The sequence below is a fragment of the Vreelandella mediterranea genome, from assembly GCF_970647075.1.
On record NZ_OZ310198.1, the window covers coordinates 2517534 to 2534485 of the forward strand.

At 62.5% G+C, this 16952-nt stretch carries 12 protein-coding genes; 6 read left to right on the forward strand and 6 right to left on the reverse strand.

What is annotated here, in order from left to right; translation table 11 throughout:
• The first annotated feature begins 141 nt into the window (after positions 1 to 141).
• Positions 142 to 1089, forward strand: a complete 948-nt coding sequence (locus ACWFVE_RS11620) for a D-2-hydroxyacid dehydrogenase family protein (protein ID WP_447529430.1) — start codon at positions 142 to 144, stop codon at positions 1087 to 1089.
• 9 nt (positions 1090 to 1098) lie between these two features.
• Positions 1099 to 1512 carry an alternative ribosome rescue aminoacyl-tRNA hydrolase ArfB gene (gene arfB, locus ACWFVE_RS11625; RefSeq protein ID WP_447529431.1) on the forward strand — a complete coding sequence of 138 codons (414 nt, stop codon included), beginning with the start codon at positions 1099 to 1101 and terminating at the stop codon, positions 1510 to 1512.
• Positions 1513 to 1664: 152 nt separating this feature from the next.
• On the opposite strand, the gene ACWFVE_RS11630 is transcribed toward arfB, so the two are convergent.
• The 3 genes from ACWFVE_RS11630 to corA form a co-directional block, all read right to left on the reverse strand.
• A complete protein-coding gene (locus tag ACWFVE_RS11630; protein WP_447529432.1) occupies positions 1665 to 2714 on the reverse strand; it encodes a proline racemase family protein in 1050 nt (349 codons plus the stop codon).
• A 31-nt stretch (positions 2715 to 2745) separates the two neighbouring features.
• Positions 2746 to 3909, reverse strand: coding sequence for an alcohol dehydrogenase catalytic domain-containing protein (locus tag ACWFVE_RS11635; RefSeq protein ID WP_447529433.1), 1164 nt, complete (start codon positions 3907 to 3909; stop codon positions 2746 to 2748).
• A 111-nt stretch (positions 3910 to 4020) separates the two neighbouring features.
• Positions 4021 to 4989, reverse strand: coding sequence for a magnesium/cobalt transporter CorA (gene corA, locus ACWFVE_RS11640; protein ID WP_447529434.1), 969 nt, complete (start codon positions 4987 to 4989; stop codon positions 4021 to 4023).
• A gap of 167 nt (positions 4990 to 5156) precedes the next feature.
• Between corA and ACWFVE_RS11645 the strand changes: the two genes are divergently transcribed.
• Entirely contained in the window at positions 5157 to 5843 is a 687-nt protein-coding gene (locus ACWFVE_RS11645; protein ID WP_447529435.1) for a hypothetical protein, read from the forward strand.
• 69 nt (positions 5844 to 5912) lie between these two features.
• On the opposite strand, the gene ACWFVE_RS11650 is transcribed toward ACWFVE_RS11645, so the two are convergent.
• From ACWFVE_RS11650 to ACWFVE_RS11660, 3 genes are all read right to left on the reverse strand, one after another.
• Positions 5913 to 7412, reverse strand: a complete 1500-nt coding sequence (locus ACWFVE_RS11650) for a CoA-acylating methylmalonate-semialdehyde dehydrogenase (RefSeq protein WP_447529436.1) — start codon at positions 7410 to 7412, stop codon at positions 5913 to 5915.
• A gap of 279 nt (positions 7413 to 7691) precedes the next feature.
• Positions 7692 to 8693, reverse strand: a complete 1002-nt coding sequence (locus ACWFVE_RS11655) for an alpha-E domain-containing protein (RefSeq protein WP_447529437.1) — start codon at positions 8691 to 8693, stop codon at positions 7692 to 7694.
• On the reverse strand, positions 8674 to 10182 hold the full coding sequence (locus ACWFVE_RS11660) for a circularly permuted type 2 ATP-grasp protein (RefSeq protein ID WP_447529438.1): 1509 nt from the start codon (positions 10180 to 10182) through the stop codon (positions 8674 to 8676). The genes ACWFVE_RS11655 and ACWFVE_RS11660 overlap by 20 nt, the downstream gene beginning before the upstream one ends.
• A gap of 260 nt (positions 10183 to 10442) precedes the next feature.
• Here ACWFVE_RS11660 and ACWFVE_RS11665 point away from each other — a divergent pair, with 260 nt between their 5' ends.
• The 3 genes from ACWFVE_RS11665 to ACWFVE_RS11675 are packed head-to-tail and all read left to right on the forward strand — an operon-like array spanning position 10443 to position 16951.
• On the forward strand, positions 10443 to 13670 hold the full coding sequence (locus tag ACWFVE_RS11665) for a transglutaminase family protein (RefSeq protein ID WP_447529439.1): 3228 nt from the start codon (positions 10443 to 10445) through the stop codon (positions 13668 to 13670).
• Between the two features lie 33 nt (positions 13671 to 13703).
• Positions 13704 to 16091 (forward strand): circularly permuted type 2 ATP-grasp protein, encoded by a 2388-nt coding sequence (locus ACWFVE_RS11670; RefSeq protein WP_447529440.1) that lies wholly within the window; start codon positions 13704 to 13706, stop codon positions 16089 to 16091.
• Positions 16088 to 16951 (forward strand): transglutaminase family protein, encoded by an 864-nt coding sequence (locus ACWFVE_RS11675; RefSeq protein WP_447529441.1) that lies wholly within the window; start codon positions 16088 to 16090, stop codon positions 16949 to 16951. The genes ACWFVE_RS11670 and ACWFVE_RS11675 overlap by 4 nt, the downstream gene beginning before the upstream one ends.
• The last annotated feature ends 1 nt before the right edge of the window (position 16952 follow it).

Here is a 16952-nt window from a genome sequence, read left to right on the forward strand (position 1 = left end):
TGGTGGACCGGCCGCTAAAGGCCGGATTATTTGAAACGTTTTAAAACGACAGTGGTTAAAGGGTAGCGGTCAATACCGCCTGATGTCTGTGCTTTAATAGTGAAAGACGTTTATCGATTCAAAAGTTCAAGGAAGACGCCCGTGCATATAGTGATACCCGATGACTACCAGGACTGCGTTCGCCACTTGGGCGCCTTTCAAAAACTCGACGGACTGACGGTGACCATTTACAACGACACCGTGACCGAGCTCGAAGCCCAGGTAGAGCGCTTCAAGGACGCCGACGCCCTGGTACTGATTCGCGAGCGCACGCCGATGACCCAAGCGCTCATCGAGCGGCTACCAAAGCTCAAGGTGATCAGCCAAACCGGTGGCGGCGCGGCGCACGTGGATATTGCGGCCTGCAAGCGCCAGGGGATCACGGTGATGGCCGGCAAGGGCTCGCCGGATGCCGCGGCGGAATTGACCTGGGCGCTGATACTGGCGGCGATGCGCCATATTCCCGAAGAGGTGGAAAACCTCAAGGCCGGGCGCTGGCAGCGCACCCTGGGCACGGGCCTCAAGGGGCGTACGCTGGGTATTTTTGGCTATGGCCGTATCGGCAGCGTAGTCGGCCGTTACGCCCAGGCGTTTGGTATGAAAGTGTTGGTGTGGGGGCGCTCCGGCAGCCGGGAGCGCGCGATCGACGCGGGGCTTGGCGTGGTGCAAAACCAGCAGGCGCTTTTCGAACGCGCCGACGTGGTGAGCCTGCATCTTCGTCTAAACGACAAGACCCAACACATCGTCACCGAAGAGCATCTAACGCGCATGAAGCCCGGCTCGCTGTTGGTCAACACCAGCCGCGCGGGGCTGATTGCCCCGGGGGCTTTGGAGGCGGCTCTGAAAACCGGCCGGCCCGGGCGCGCGGCTCTGGACGTCTTCGACGAAGAGCCCCTCACCTCGCACCCGCTTTTCGAACTGCCCAACGTCATCGCCACGCCGCACCTGGGCTATGTTGAAAAAGACAGCTTCGAGCTCTACTTTAACGATGCCTTCGACAATCTGTTGGCCTTTATCGACAACCAACCGGTGACCAACCTAGCGGGATAACCCCTAACGATGCTTCAAATTTCCAACAACGTGACGCTGGCGGACTGGGAAATCGTGATCAGCCAGATCCGCGCCCAAGGCGCGGGCGGCCAGAACGTGAACAAGGTCGCCTCGGCGGTGCATTTGCGCTTCGATATTTTGAGCTCCACCCTGCCCGCGGGGTACAAGGAGCGGCTGATGGCCTTTTCCGATCAACGGATCAGCAAGGAAGGCGTCATCATCATCAAGGCCCAGAGCCATCGCACTCTAGAGCTCAATAAAGAGGATGCGCTGGCGCGGCTCAAAGCGCTGATTCTGGAGGCGGTCACGCCGCGCAAGGCGCGCCGCCCGACCAAACCCAGCAAAGGCGCCAAGCGCCGGCGGGTGGATAACAAAACCCGCAAGGGCACGGTGAAATCGCTGCGGGGCAAGGTGTCGACCTGAGCATGGAAGTGGCCCCGGGCAATCCTACGCGGGGGCGCTGTAAATACCTCCCTGTACGCTACTTTCGCCATCCCTGGCGAAAGACCCCCGCTACGGACCGCACGGGGCCACGGCAAGGAGTCGAGCCAGCGCAAATACCGCTACTCCTGCCCCTAATCGCCTTCAGCGTGGCGGTCGCTCAATATATGGTGAAGCTCGCCGCAGGCGACCAAAGGGTCGTCGCAGTTGATCACGATTTGCGAGGTAGCCAGCACGTAGCTGCGCCCGGTAATGGTGTTCTCCACTACCTGGTAGGCGCCTTCCTGATGGGTGCCGATAAAAGTACCGATGAAACCGGTTTCGCGAAGTGAAATGGTTTCGAGCTTGTCCCCGACGTTGAGCCGCCCTTCGTACTGCATCAACGCAAGCCTGGCCGAGGTGCCGGTGCCCGTGGTACTGCGACAAATCACGCCGGGGTGAACGTAGGTAGTCGAGCGCGAGCGAATATAATCCTCGCCGACCTGCTCCTCCGGCCCCAGGAAGTGTAAAAACGGCAGCGGCCCCACGTCCCCCAGGGTGTAATGGGAGAAGCCGCGCTTGGCCTTGATCGCTTCGACGATTTTATAGGCGCAGGCGGCAAGCGCGGCCTCCTCCTCGCGGACCAGCTTGAAGCCCAGCGCCTCGGCGTCGACCAGCGCGTAGAAGCCGCCGCTATAGGCGATCGAGTAGGTGACCTCGCCAATCCCCGGCACCGCGACGCTTTCGCGGTAGGTATCGATATAGCTTGGCAAGCCGCCGCAGGTGACGGATTCCACCACGCCGTTATGCACCCGCGCCTCGATCTGCACGAGCCCCGCCGGGGCCTCCAGGTTGAAGCGCTGAATCCCCTCCTGCTTGGCCACCAAACCGCTTTCGAGCACCGCGGTGGCCGTGCATAGCGTGTTGGAGCCCGAGTAAATGGGATACCCCATGACCTCCATGATGATATAGCCCGCTACCGCTTCCGGGTGGACCGCGGGCACGAGCAAATCCACCGACATTTCAGGGATGCCGTAGGGCTCCTCGAGCAGCAGCCGACGTAAGCCATCGGCGTCGTCGCGCAAATACTCCATTTGCTGGCGCACGCTCATCCCTGGCAGCGCATCGATACCGCCGGTGACGATACGGCTGACATCGCCACCGGCGTGGGTGTCCATCAGTTCAATGGTATGGCGTTTTTTCACGGCAAAGCTCCCGGTCAATTGGTCACGACGCTCAGTTTGATTCGAGCGCGAACGCCGCGCCGTGATCGTCCCACTGGGCATCGGGGACGATCACGATCTTACCCAGGTAGCTACTGGCGCGGTTCATGAAATAACGCTCGGCGTCGTGAAGCCTGGAGAGCTTGAACGCCGCGTGCAGTACGGGCTTGAGCTCACCGCTTTTGATCCACGCCATTAGCTGCGCCGCCTCTTCACGGGTGCCGTGGGAGACGCCAAAGATCTGCACCTGGTAGAGATAAATACGCGTCCACATGATTTCACTGACGTTGCCACCGCTGGCGCCGGCAATCGACAACCGCGGGTAGGTAGTGCGCGCCTGCATATCGCCAATCATGGTGTCGATGAAGAGATCGGTCATCTGCCCGCCCACCAGATCCATGACCGCATCGATGTTCGCGCCCTGGGTGGCCTTAAGCACACGCTCGACGAAGCTTGCAAGATCGCCCCGGTCGATCACCGCCTCGGCACCGAGTGCGATCAGCGCATCCGCTTTGTCCGGCTGGCTCACCGCAAAGGGAATCGCCCCGACGATGCGGCAAAGCTGGATCAGCGCGGTGCCCACGCCGCCGCTGGCGCCGCTGACCAGCACGCGCTCCCCCGCGCGCACGTTGGCGGCGGTCATCATGTGATAAGCAGTTTGATACGAGCACATGCCCATCGAGGCAAGCTCGGCGTCGCCAAGTCCTTCGTTGGGGATGTGGTAGAACTGATCCGAGGGCAGCGCGACGTACTCGGCGAAGCCACCGTCGGCGCCGTGGCCGTAGTAGTCCGGGGTCAGGTTGATATCCCCGCGCTCATCAGCGTAGAGGTTGAAATCCAAAAGCCCACGCTCACCGATGCGCGAAGCATCGACGCCCTCGCCCACCGCGACGACCCGCCCGGCCACGTCCGCGCCCTGAATACGCGGAAAGCCAAGGGTCGGCGCACCGCCCATCGCAAAGGAGGTCACTTCCTCCTTGCCTTTGGTCGGGTAGAGCCCTTCGCGGGCCTTGCGGTCGGTATTGTTCTTGGCGGTCGCGGTGACCCTGACCAGTACCTGACCCGGGCCCGGCGCGGGGGTGGCGACGTCCTCTCGATACTCGAGCTTATCGACATCGCCGTGGCCGGTTAGCAGCATGGCGGCCATGGTATCCGAAACGGAGCGCACATCGGCCATAAACGGCCTCCTGTGGTTGAGTTCAAACCCGTCAAGGTCTGAGTGGGTTTAAAAGACCCTATCAAATTTAAAGGGCCCCTCAATCCCCCCGCGCCGAATCTTTCGCCGCGGTTAAAACCACCCCTTGCGTTTGAACAACCAAATCAGCACGCCCGCGATGCCAAACATTGCGCCCCACACGAAGAAGTAGCCGTAGCGCCAGCCAAGCTCCGGCATGACTTCGAAGTTCATGCCGTAGATACCGGCAATAAAGGTCAGCGGTACGAAAATCGCGGTAATCACCGTGAGCACGCGCATGGTGATGTTCAGCTGGTGTGAAGAGATCGAGATGTAGCCATCGACCAAGTCGCCGCAGATCTCGTAGTACATCTGGGTCAGGCTATAAAGGCGCTCGAAGCGCTCGGCCACATCGTTGATCGCGTGCAGGGTTTCGCTTTGATCCCGCGGCAGGTGTTCGTAGTCGTAGGCGGTCAGCTCCTGGGTAATGCCCTTGTGGTAGCTGAAAATACGGCGCATTTTGACCAATCGGGACCGGTAGGTAATGATTTTGCGCATCAGCACGTCGTTGCCGTTGTCCAAAAGCTCGTCTTCCAGGTCGCTCAGCGCGGTTTCGAACTCCAGCAGGCTGTCGCTATAAAACCCCGCCGAGGTGTACATGACTCTGAGCGCGGCGCGCTCCGGCGACTGCGCCAAAAGCGCCTGGCCCTGGGCGTTGAAAAGCCGCTCGACACTCATTGCCTCGCCCGGGTGCAGCGTGATCAGAAAGCGTTCACCGATAAAAAACGCGATCTGCTGCGGGATGAAGTTGAGCTCGGCATCGAAAGAGGAAATGCCCCGGTAGATGATCAGCGTATGCTGCTCGAACTCTTCGATCTTGGGCGGGTGGCGCTCCTTGTGGGCATCCTGAATGGCCAGCGGATGACACTCGAAGCGCTCGAGTAGCGCACGCTCGGTCTCTTGCGCCTCGCCCTGCAGGTCGATCCAGATGTGGCTCTCCGGGTTTTGCTGCCACTGCGCGAAGAGCTCTTCGCCGCCGGTCTGAAACGTGCCGTCCGGCGCTGTCAACATACTGCGAATCATCGCGGTCCACCCTGGTAAAACGTTAAAGAAGTGCCATAACCCGGCGTAAAGGCTGATAACTTTAGCCTACGTTGAATCCAGGCGTTAACGGATAGATGCGATAATTAATGCTATTGCGGCTAAAAAGCCATACTTTTAGAGGAAACCGTGCCCTTGAGGAAAACATCATGACCTTCACCGAAGCCAAAGAACACGTTAACGGACGGTTGCACGGGCTTTTCGCCGCGCCCTATCAAGCTTTCGAGAACAACACCCCCGAGCGCGAGCTGCATGTCAAGGTCGCGCTCTATATGCTGCTGGGCCGGCCGATGACCCGCGGCCAGGTGACGCTCAGGATCGTGCACGGTTGGGAAAACGGCGGCTGTGAACCCAATGATCTGAAACACATCGATTACCCGCTTGCCTCGCTCGAAGACTTTCGCGCCGCGGCCAGTGGCTTCGGGCAGTCGCGCCAAAGCACGCCCCAGCCTTCGAACGAAGGCGCGCTGCTGGCCAGGCCGCTCTCGGAGGCCATCGCCAACGCCGTGGCCAAGGGGGTCGCGCTCGACGACGACATTCAGACAACGCCGGCGCGCTGGCCCGCTTTCGAAGGCGGCCTTTCGCTCTATACCCAGTTCAAGATGTACCACCGCCTGGTCTACGGTGAGGACGACACCTACCGCTGCTCGCTTTGTGAGACCGCCGAAGGACTGCGTGAGATTCACGAATTTCACCTCGAAGAAGGCGAATTCGCGCTGCTCACCCCGCTTAGCGAACAGCGCGGTGGCGGTAAAACGCTGTTGATCCTGCACGAAAGCCAGCTCGGCCCGATCGAGCAGCTATTCGAGCAAAGCCTGCCGCTTTTGGAGCGTTAAGACGCCTTCGACGATGGTTCGAGCTCGTATCGGCGCGGCCCCCGCGCCGATACGTTTCGAACGGGAGCGCTAGCTCAGCGAGATCGTGCTGTTGATGCCGGCGGAGACGTTTTCCGGCTCGAACCAGCGGGCGGTGACGGTTTTGGTCTGCGTCCAGAAGGTAATCGCTTGCTTGCCGTTGGGCCCCAAGTCGCCAAGTTTGGAGCCGCGCGAGCCGGTAAAGCTGAAATAGGCCACCGGCACCGGAATGGGCACGTTGATGCCGATCTGGCCCACGTCGATGTCAGACTCGAAGCGCCTGGCCACCCACCCGGCGCTGGTGAAAATCGAAGTGCCGTTGCCGTTGGGGTTAGCGTTGATCAATGCAATGGCTTCATCGAGGGTCGCCACGTTCACCACGCATAGCACCGGGCCGAATATCTCTTCCTGATAGATGCGCATGGTCGGGGTCACGCCACTGAAAAGCGTGGGGCCAACGAAGTTGCCCTCCGGGTAGCCCGCGACCGTGTAACCACGCCCGTCGAGTTCGAGGGTCGCCCCCTCACTTACGCCCTGCTCGATGAGCGCTTCCACCCGCACTTTGGCCTGAGGGGAAACCAGCGGACCCAGGTCCGCATCGCGCTGGGTGCCGGGGCCCACGCGCATGTTTTGCGCGCCCTGGATGATATCGGCAAGCCAGGTTTGTGCCTCGCCCACCAGCACCAGGACGGAGTTGGCCATACAGCGCTGGCCCGCCGCGCCAAAGGCCGAGCCCAAGAGGCTGTTGATCGCCTGGCTGCGGTTGGCATCCGGCATCACGACGCAGTGATTCTTGGCGCCCATCATCGCCTGCATTCGTTTGCCCGCCGCGGCGGCGCGCTGGTACAAAAGCGACCCCACGTGAGACGAGCCGATGAACGAAAGCGCCTTGATGGCCGGGTGATCCGCCAACTGGTTGGCGACCTCCGGGCCCCCGTGCACCACGTTCAATACACCGGGCGGAATACCCGCCTGGTGGGCAAGTTCGACCAGGCGCAGGGTGGCGCTCGGGTCCTGCTCCGAAGGCTTCAACACGAAGGTATTGCCCGTGGCGATCGCCAGCGGAAACATGAAGCACGGCAACATGATCGGAAAATTGAACGCCGTGATGCCCGCACCAACGCCCAGGGGCTGGTGCAGGGTATACACATCCACGTCATTGGCCGCGTTTTCGGCCAGTTCGCCAAGCTGAAGCGAAGTGATCGAGCAGGCGTGCTCGACCACTTCGAGCCCACGACCTACTTCGCCTTCGGCGTCCGGCAGGGTTTTGCCGTGCTCCTCGGTAATCAGCGCGGCCAGTTCGCCGGTGTGCTCGCGAATCAACGCCGCCAACGTCATCATGATGCGCATGCGCTTGTTCAAGGGCACCTTGCGCCACTGCTTGAACGCTGTCTGGGCGCTTTGAATGGCCCGCTCGACCTCTTCCGGGGTGCAAAAGGGCACACGGGCAACGACCTCTTGGGTGGCCGGGTTGATCACATCGCGCCACTCCCCGCTTTGCGAGGTGACGGCCTGACCGTCGATAAAAAGCGGAATCTCGCGTAGAGCCACGGCGTTTCTCCTGATGCTGTTGTTATTGCTTTATTGAGGGCGCCCGCGGCAGCGTTATCGTTTTTATCGTTATGCCGATGCTACCGCCAACTACCGGGCGGGTATGGCCGCCAAGATATAGCAGCAAGTTAACGTAAACGTCAATTGGCGCTTTAGGGGCTGTGCCACTAATGCGCGTTTGGGGGGGGTGCCCCGGCAGCTTTGGCGCCGCCGGGGCGCGGCAAGCGTTCGTACCGGCTCGCGCTCATCGCCGGTGCCGGTGTCCGGTCAAAGCCGGGGCTAGTCGCTATCCTGCTCCCCGCTATGGCTACTTTGCGACTGGCTCTGGGTGACCCGGGGAACGTCTTCGCTATTCACGAAATAGGTGGTGCTCAACGTCTGATGGATTTTGGCGAAGCCGACCTGCAGCTCGTCGACAAAGGCGTGTAGCTTGCTGGGCGAGTGCGCCAGCGCCTGGATATCGGCGTCGACGACATCTGCGCGCACCATCGATACCGTCGCGACCACGCGGTCCTGACGCGGCAGCCACTGAAGCTCGTGGGCGAGTATTTCGAGACTGCAGGCGATCGCCCGCGGCAGGTGCGTATCCTGGAGCAAAAAACGCAGCACGTCCGGGCCGCGCACCCGCAGGCGCACCTGCTGGCGGTACATCTGGTAGGCGGTCAGCGACTTCAGCACGCTCATCCACTGCAGGTTCTCGAAGGGTAAAAGCTCCTCCGGGTTTTGCGGCAAAAGACTCGCCGAGCGCACATCGAGAATTCGAGTGGTCATGTCGGCCCGCTCGAGCTGGCGACCAAGCTCGATGAAGGTGCGCGCCGGGCCGTGGCTCAGCGTTCCCTCGATCAGCCCGGTCAAGGTCTGGCAGCTGCGAATCACGTTTTTCAAGAAGGTGTCGCGCCGACGCGGGCTTACCGCGTTTTCGGCGTGATCTGCCACGCTCAAATAGAGATGATTCACCTCTTCCCATATCTCCCGGGGAACCACATCGCGGGTGGTACGCAGATTCTCGCGGGCGCTGGCAAGCGCCGCGAGAATCGAGCTTGGGTTCTGGATATCGGCGCACAGAAAATGCACCACGCCCTTCTCGTCGAAGGTATCGAAACGCGCCTGGTAATCTTCGAGCGTGCCGGTCATTTCGATCAGCGGCGCCCACCCAAGCGGCAGGTTGTGCGGCAAATCGAGCATCAAGTGGCTATTGACGCTCAAAAGCCTGGCGGTGTCCTCGGCGCGCTCGATATAGCGCGCCATCCAGTAAAGATTCTCAGCGACCCGTGACAGCATGACGCTCTCCTTTCGATGGCGCGGCGCTCGCCTCGTCCTGTTCGTCCACTTCGACGATCCAGGTGTCCTTGCTCCCCCCGCCCTGGGAGGAGTTCACCACCAGCGACCCTTCCACCAGTGCGACCCGAGTGAGCCCGCCGGTGGTCACGTAGGTGTCCGGCCCGGAAAGTATGAAGGGGCGCAGGTCCACGTGGCGCGGCTGCGGCAAACCACCGGCAAGCGTTGGCGTGGTCGAAAGCGCGATGGTCGGCTGGGCCATGTAGTTACGCGGGTTGGCGCGAATCAGGTCGGCGAACTCCTCGCGGGTCTCTTTGGTGGAGCGCGGGCCGATCAACATGCCGTAGCCGCCGGATTCATTGGCGGGCTTGACTACCAGTTCGTCCAGATGCGAGAGCACATACTCCCGGTCTTCTTCGAACATGCACAGATAACTCGGTACGTTGGGCAGCAGCGGCTCTTCCCCCAGGTAGTAGCGAATCAGCTCAGGCACGAAGGCGTACACTACCTTGTCGTCTGCCACGCCCGCACCCGGGGCGTTGGCCAGCGCCACGTTGCCCGCCCGCCAGGCCCGCATCAGCCCCGCCACCCCCAGCTTCGATTCCGGGTTAAAGACCTCCGGGTCGAGAAACTCGTCATCGACCCGACGGTAGATCACGTCCACCCGGCGGCGCCCTTCGACCGTGCGCATGTAAACGACATCGCTTTCGTCGACGAGCAGGTCGCTGCCCTGCACCAGCTCCACGCCCATTTGCTGGGCAAGATAGGCGTGCTCGAAGTAGGCGGAGTTGTAGATGCCCGGCGTGAGCACGACCACCTGAGGGTCGTCCCCCGGGCGCGGCGACATCGCCGCCAGCATGTCGTAAAGCTGGGCCACGTAGTCGTCCACGGGCAAAATCTTGCCGGAGGCGAATAGCTCCGGGAGCACGCGCTTGGTGACGTTACGGTTTTCGAGCATGTAAGAAACGCCCGAAGGGATGCGCAGGTTGTCCTCCAGTACGTACAGGGTACCGTCGGCGCCGCGTACCAGGTCCGAGCCGCAAATATGCGCCCACACCTTGTGTGGCGGGTCGATGCCCACGCACTGCGGGCGAAAATTGACCGATTGCGCCAGCACCTCAGCGGGTAGCACCCCATCCTTGACGACTTTCTGGTCGTGGTAAAGATCGTCGATAAACAGGTTCAGGGCCTTGACGCGCTGCTTGAGGCCGGCCTCGGTTTTACGCCACTCCCGGGCCGAGATGATGCGCGGGACGATATCGAAAGGCCAGGCCCGGTCGATCATGGCGCCTTCGGAGTAAACCGTAAACGTAATGCCCATGGTGCGAATGGCGACTTCAGCGGCGGTTTTGCGCTCGGCAAGCTCTGCGGCGCTGAAGTCGGCCAGCATGTTGCAAAGCTCGAGCGCCGAGGCGCGAGGTTGACCCGGGGCGGCGATCAGTTCGTCAAAATAGTCGCGGCAGGCGTATTGATTCCAGTTCACTTGGCTCATAGGCGCTCTCTCCTGGCGCGGCGACGGACGCGCGGGTCCGATCAATTCAGTTTAGGCCCATCCGCGGTAAAAACACGTTATTGGGTAACGTTCTGTAAACGCTTTTCAACTATCCCCCTCATTAAACGCAAATTCTGCTGCAAAGTGCCTAAGCTAAGGGGATACTGACTCCCACCCATCTTTAATCAGCGACAGGCTCCACTGCCAGGCCGGTACGATCCAGGCTTTTGACCGATACCCGCTCAACTCAAGGGTGGCCCATGACCATTCGCGTTGCCTTGCACCACCGTACCACCTATCGATTCGACCGGGCCGTTCATTTATCGGCCCACGTGGTTCGCCTGCGCCCGGCGCCGCACTGCCGTACCCATATCGAGTCCTACTCGCTCGATATTTCCGGCAACGACCACTTCGTCAATTGGCAGCAGGACCCGTTTGGCAATTTCAACGCGCGCATCGTCTTCCCCACTCCGCGCAACGAGCTCACCATTGCCGTCGAACTCATCGTCCCCATGACGGTGATCAACCCGTTCGACTTTTTTCTCGACGATATCGCCCAAACCCTGCCGTTCGTCTACCCACAAGCGCTTGCGCGCGAGCTGAGCCCCTACCTCGAGGTGGAATCCCCGGGCCCGCGACTCACCGAGTGGCTGGCCCAGGTGGACAAAACGCCTGCGGCCTGCGTGGATTTTCTCGTCGCGATCAACCAGCGTCTGCAGAGTGACATCAGCTACAGAGTGCGCATGGAGCCCGGCGTGCAGGGCTGCGAAGAGACGCTGACCCTTGGCAGCGGGTCATGCCGCGACAGCGCCTGGCTGCTGGTACAAATTTTCCGTCACTTGGGATTGGCGGCGCGCTTTGTCTCCGGCTATCTGATTCAGCTCGCCCCGGACATCAAGGCACTGGACGGCCCGAGCGGCACCGAAACCGACTTTACCGACCTGCACGCTTGGACCGAAGTATTTTTGCCCGGTGCGGGCTGGGTGGGGCTCGACCCGACCTCGGGACTATTTGCCGGCGAGGGGCACATTCCGCTTGCCGCCACGCCGACCACGGGTAGCGCGGCGGCGATTACCGGGTTCTCGGAAAAATGCGAGGTCAGCTTCGATGTCACGATGAGCGTCGAGCGTATCCACGAAGACGCCCGGGTCACCCGCCCCTATTCCGAGGCGCAGTGGGCGCAGATTCTCGCCCTCGGTGACCAAGTGGATGACGCCCTCCACCGCGAGGACGTTCGCCTGAGTCTGGGCGGCGAGGCCACTTTCGTGTCGGTCGACGACATCGAAAGTCCGCAGTGGAATACCGAGACCCTGGGCACGCACAAGCGCGAGCGCGCCGAGGTGCTTTTGAACCGGTTGCAAAACGCCTTCGCAAGCGGCGGCGTTTTGCAGCAGCAAGGCGAATGGCACGCCGGCGAGGCGCTGCCCCGCTGGGTGCAGGCCTGCTACTGGCGCAAGGACGGCGTGGCCCTCTGGCGCGACCCAAAGTGGTTGGCCGCAACACAAGACGCGCCCAGGGTATACGCCAACGACATGCTGGCCAAAAGCTTTACCCACGCGCTTGCCGAGCAGTTGGGGGTCGAGGCGCGCTTCTGGATGCCGGCCTTCGAGGACGCCGCCTATTACCGTTGGAAAGCACAAACGCTACCCGCCGATATCGACCCGCGCGAAATCGATCCAACCGACGCTGCCGAGCGGCACCGCCTGGCAAGGCTTCTGGAGCGTGGGCTGGAGGCGGTCGTCGGCTACGTCCTGCCCCTTCGTCACGCCATTGCCCAAAGCTACCGCTGGGAAACCGGATGCTGGCCGCTCGAGCGCGACCATCTCTACCTGGCACCCGGCGGCTCGCCCATGGGCCTGCGCCTGGCGCAGCCGGCCAAGCCCTGGGCCGTCGAGCGCCCTTTTCAGGCGACCCCGCACCCTGCGCAAGACGAATCGATGCAACGCCAGCCCAGCACCGGGCAGGCGCGGGACGAAAGCCTGGTGCATACGAGTCTTTGCATCGAGGCGCGCGACGGGCGCTTGTACATCTTTTTACCGCCGCTGACCCATTTGGAGCACTTTTTGGCGTTGCTCGAAAACATCGAAGAGTGTGCCCGGGACATAGGTTGCCCGGTGGTGATCGAAGGCCACGCCCCGCCTGACGACCCGCGCCTTGAACGCTTTTTACTCACCCCGGAGCCCGGGGTGATCGAGGTCGACGTTCCGCCCACGGCTAGCTGGCAAACGTTGGTGGCACAAACCGAGGGGCTTTACGAGCAGGCCCGCCAGGCGCGACTGGGCACCGAAAAGTTCATGCTCGACGGCCGCCACACCGGCACGGGTAGTGGCTATCACGTAACCCTTGGCGGCCTCACCCCAGAGGATTCGCCGTTTTTACGTCGCCCGCAACTGCTGGCAAGCATGATCACGTTTTGGCAGCACCACCCCAGTCTTTCGTATCTATTCTCGGGGCTTTTTACCGGCCCGGAAAGCCAGGCCCCGCGGGTGGATGAGGCGCGCTTCGAAGCGCTTTACGAGCTGGAAATCGCCCTTCAACAGATACCCCAGGACGACGCGGCAGAGCCCTGGCGTGCCGGGGGCCTGCTGCGCCATCTGTTGACCGACTCGACCGGCAACCCCCAACGCGCCGAGCTCTGCATCGACCAGCTTTACCCAGCGGATAGCGATAGCAAGCCGCAAGGACTTTTAAAGCTTCGCGGCTTCGAGATGGCACCCCACGCGCGTATGGCCCTGATGCAGATGCTGTTGATCCGCGCGCTGGTGGCCAGGTTCTGGAAAGCACCTTACCGCGCCAAGCCGGTGCGCTGGGGAAGCGCTCTGCAGGACCGCTGGGCTCTGCCCCACTACCTGTGGGAAGACCTGAACGACGTGCTGGACGACCTTCGTCGCCACGGTTTCGACTTCAAGCTCGAATGGTTCGAACCCTTCCGCGAATTCCGCTTTCCGGTGCACGGCCGCCTGCATACGGCGGCGCTGGATATCGAACTGCGCCAGGCGATCGAGCCTTGGCACGTGCCGCGCGACGAAGCCTTCGCCGGCGCTACCGCGCGCTACGCAGGCTCTCCGGTCGAGCGCCTGGAGGTCCGGGTAAGCGGCATGAGTGGCGAGCGTTATATCGTGACCTGCAACGGCCGTCGCCTGCCGCTGAAAGCCACCGGGCGCAGCGGCGAAGCGGTCGCCGGCGTGCGCTACCGTGCCTGGCAGCCGCCTTCGGCGCTGCACCCGCATACCCCCGCCCAGGCGCCGCTGATATTCGACGTGATCGACACCTGGAACGAGCGCTCGGTCGCGGGCTGCACCTACTACGTGGCGCGCCCTACCGGGCGCAATTTCGAGACCTTTCCGGTCAACGCTTTCGAAGCCGAAGCGCGCCGGCTCGGCCGGTTTAGCGCAAGCGGCCATCGGCAAGGCTTTCAAATGCCCGCGATAGAGATGCCAAGCATAGAGTTTCCGCTGACGCTGGATTTACGCCGCGCCCCCCACTAACGGGTTACTATTGCCCTTTTTAGGAACCTTTGTATGACGGCCTCTGTTACATCCTCGCCCGCCGGGCTGGTCGAGGGATATCTTGAACAGCCAGGCAACACGGTGCCCGCAGTTTTTGACGCCATGCTGGATCAAAAGGGCCAGCTGCGCCCCGGCTGGCAGGAACTGCTCGATTGCCTCGACGCGCTCGGCGAGCAGGGCCGCTACCGCCAACAGGAGGATATCCAGGCGCTGCTGGCCGAAAACGGCGTGATCTTCAACATGCACGACGAGAGTCAGCGCCGCGCCTGGCGGCTCGACCCGCTACCCTGGGTGATCGACCAGGCCCAGTGGCAGGCGCTCGAGGCGGGGCTCGTTCAGCGAAGCCGTCTGTTCAACGCGATCTACAACGATATTTACGGCGCGCGGCGCCTGTTCGACGCCGGACTATTGCCGATTCAGGCACTGCTGGCTTCACCGGACTACCTGCTGCCCTGCCACGGCGCTCAGCCCGGCGGGCGAGCGCCGATCGACTATCACGGCGTCAACGTCATCCTGGACAGCCAAGGCCACTGGCGGGTGGTGAGTGACCGCCTGCAAACGCCTTCGGGCACCGGCTTCGCGCTGGAAAACCGTATTTTGATGGGTCGGGCGCTGCCGCAGATGTATCGCAACGCACCGCTAAAACGCCTCGCGAGCTTTCTGGATGCCCATCACCGAACGCTCACCGTGCTGGCCTACCAGCATCGCGATAACCCCACCGTGGTCCTGCTGACGCCGGGCCCGCAAAGCTCGCGCTACTTCGAGCACGCCTACCTTGCCAACTACCTCAACATCGCGCTGGTCAAGGGCCAGGATTTGGTAGTACGGGACGGCCAGCTCTGGCTACGCACCCTGGGCGGGCTAAAACCTGTCGACGTGGTGCTGCGCTACTGCCGCGACGCCGAGTGCGACCCGCTGGAGCTCGACGATGGCTCCGGCATCGGCGTGCCCGGGCTTTTACAAACCGCGCGCACCCAAGGGGTGGCGGTTTCAAACGCCCTCGGCGTTGGGGTACTCGAAAACAGCGCGCTGGCCGATTACCTGCCGGCGCTTTGCGAGCACCTTCTGGGAGAGCCTCTATTGCTGGCCGCCGCCGTTGCGCAGACCGCCTCGGCAACGCTGCCGGTATTCGATGAAAAGCTCAAAACCCTCGTCCCGGCCACGTTCAACCTGCGCTGCTTCGTGGCCCGCACGCCTAGAAGTGCGACGGCCGCCGGCGCCCCCCGCGAGGAGTACCAGGTCATGCCCGGCGGGCTTTGCTGGCAAGGCGCGCCGGGCTCGCCGTCGCTCGAAAGCCCGGTGGTGAAGGATGTATGGGTGACCGCGGCCAGCGCCCAACCCCACGTGAGCCAGCTCAAGCAGGCCCGTGGGCCCATCGTGGTCACCCGCGACAACGAAGACCTGCCCAGCCGCGTGGCGGAAAGCCTTTACTGGTTGGGCCGCTACGGCGAACGCCTGGATAGCCGCGCGCGGCTTTTGCGCGAGGCGCTGTTACGGCTAATGGAGTACGACCAGGACGCCATCGCCGACCAGGTCCTGGACGAGCTTTTGCAAGCGCTCGACCTTTGCGGTAAGCCAGAAGCGCAGGGCTCTACCCGGCCGGCCGGCTTTTTGGCCAAGCAGACGGCGCTGCTGGTCCAGTTCGACAGCAATGATCACCGCGCGCTGCAGCCGCTTTTCTCGCAGCTTTTGCACAACGCGCAAAGCGTGCGCGACCACCTGGGCGACGACTCCTGGCGCGTTATTCACCAGCTTCGCCACCAGCTCGATACGCTGCATCCAAGCCTTGATACCCGCGGCGCGCGGCGCGCCTGCGAAAGCGTATTTGCCCAACTGGCGGCTTTTTTCGGGCTTTGCAACGAAACCATGCCCCACCACTACGGCTGGCGATTTTTGGACATCGGCCGCTTTCTGGACCGCGCGCTGGGCCTTTTAGGGCTTTTGAAGCTCACCCTCAATGCCCAGCCTGAGCGCCGCCTGGCGATGTGGGAAGTGGTGCTGGCCACCACCGACAACTTCACTGCCTACCGGCGGCGCTACCGCAGCGAACTCCACCCGGCGGCCATTATCGACCTTTTGTTGTTCGATGAAACCAACCCCCGCTCGGTGGGCTTCATGCTCAAGCGGCTCAATAAGCAGGTCGAGCGCCTGCCGGGTAGCGCCACCCCCTACCGCAACGCCGAGCGCCGCTTGCTGATCCAGGCCAACGCCGCCCTGCACCTGGCCGACATCGACCGGCTAAGCCACCTAAGCGATACCCCGGAGGCGCAGCAGGCGCTTGGGCAGTTGCTCGACGAACTGCTGACGCCGCTCAACGCCCTCTCCGATGCGATCAGCCATAGCCACTTCAGTCACGTAGAACGCGCCCGCCAGTTGGTCAGCATGGAGCGCGACGAATGAAGTACACCCTGCGCCACACCACTCGCTATCACTACAGCGCGCCGGTCACGCTGTGCCATAGCGAAGCACGAATGCTACCGCGCAAAACGCCTCACCAGCAGTGCGGCGCCTCGACGCTTGCCATTACACCCACGCCCCACCACCAGGCCGAACGCCGCGACGTCTTCGGTAACCGGGTGCTCTATTTCGCGGTGGAAGCACTTCATCAAACCCTCGATGTGACGGTGACCACGCCGATCAAAACACGGGCAATGAACGCGCTACCCACCGCCTCGGGGAGTTGGGAGCACACCGCCGAGCTTTTAAAGGCCACCCCGCGCTTCGAGACCGAACTTTACCGACTGGACTCGCCCTTCGTGCGGCGAAATCGCGCGCTTGGCGATTTCGCCCGGCAGTGCTTTACGCCCGGTCGCGGGCTCATCGACGCGGCCATAGCGCTCAATGGCTACGTATATGAGCACTTCGAGTACGACCCCAGTTTCACGACACTGGCTACGCCAATCAACGAGGTATTGGCCAGCCGCCGCGGGGTGTGTCAGGACTTTGCCCACTTGATGATCGGTGCGCTGCGCTCGATCGGGCTGGCCGCGCGTTACGTGAGCGGTTACCTGGAGACCGAGCCGCCACCGGGCCAGCCCCGGCTGGTGGGGGCGGATGCCTCCCACGCCTGGCTTGCGCTGTGGATTCCCCAGTGGGGGTGGCTGGCACTGGACCCGACCAACGGGACGCTTGCCGGTGAGCGCCACCCGGTGGTGGGATGGGGGCGCGATTACTTCGATGTCGCCCCGCTGAAGGGGGTGATGAATGGCGGCGGCGGCCACCACGTAGAGGTCGAGGTGGACGTGCTGCCGCTAGGCTAGA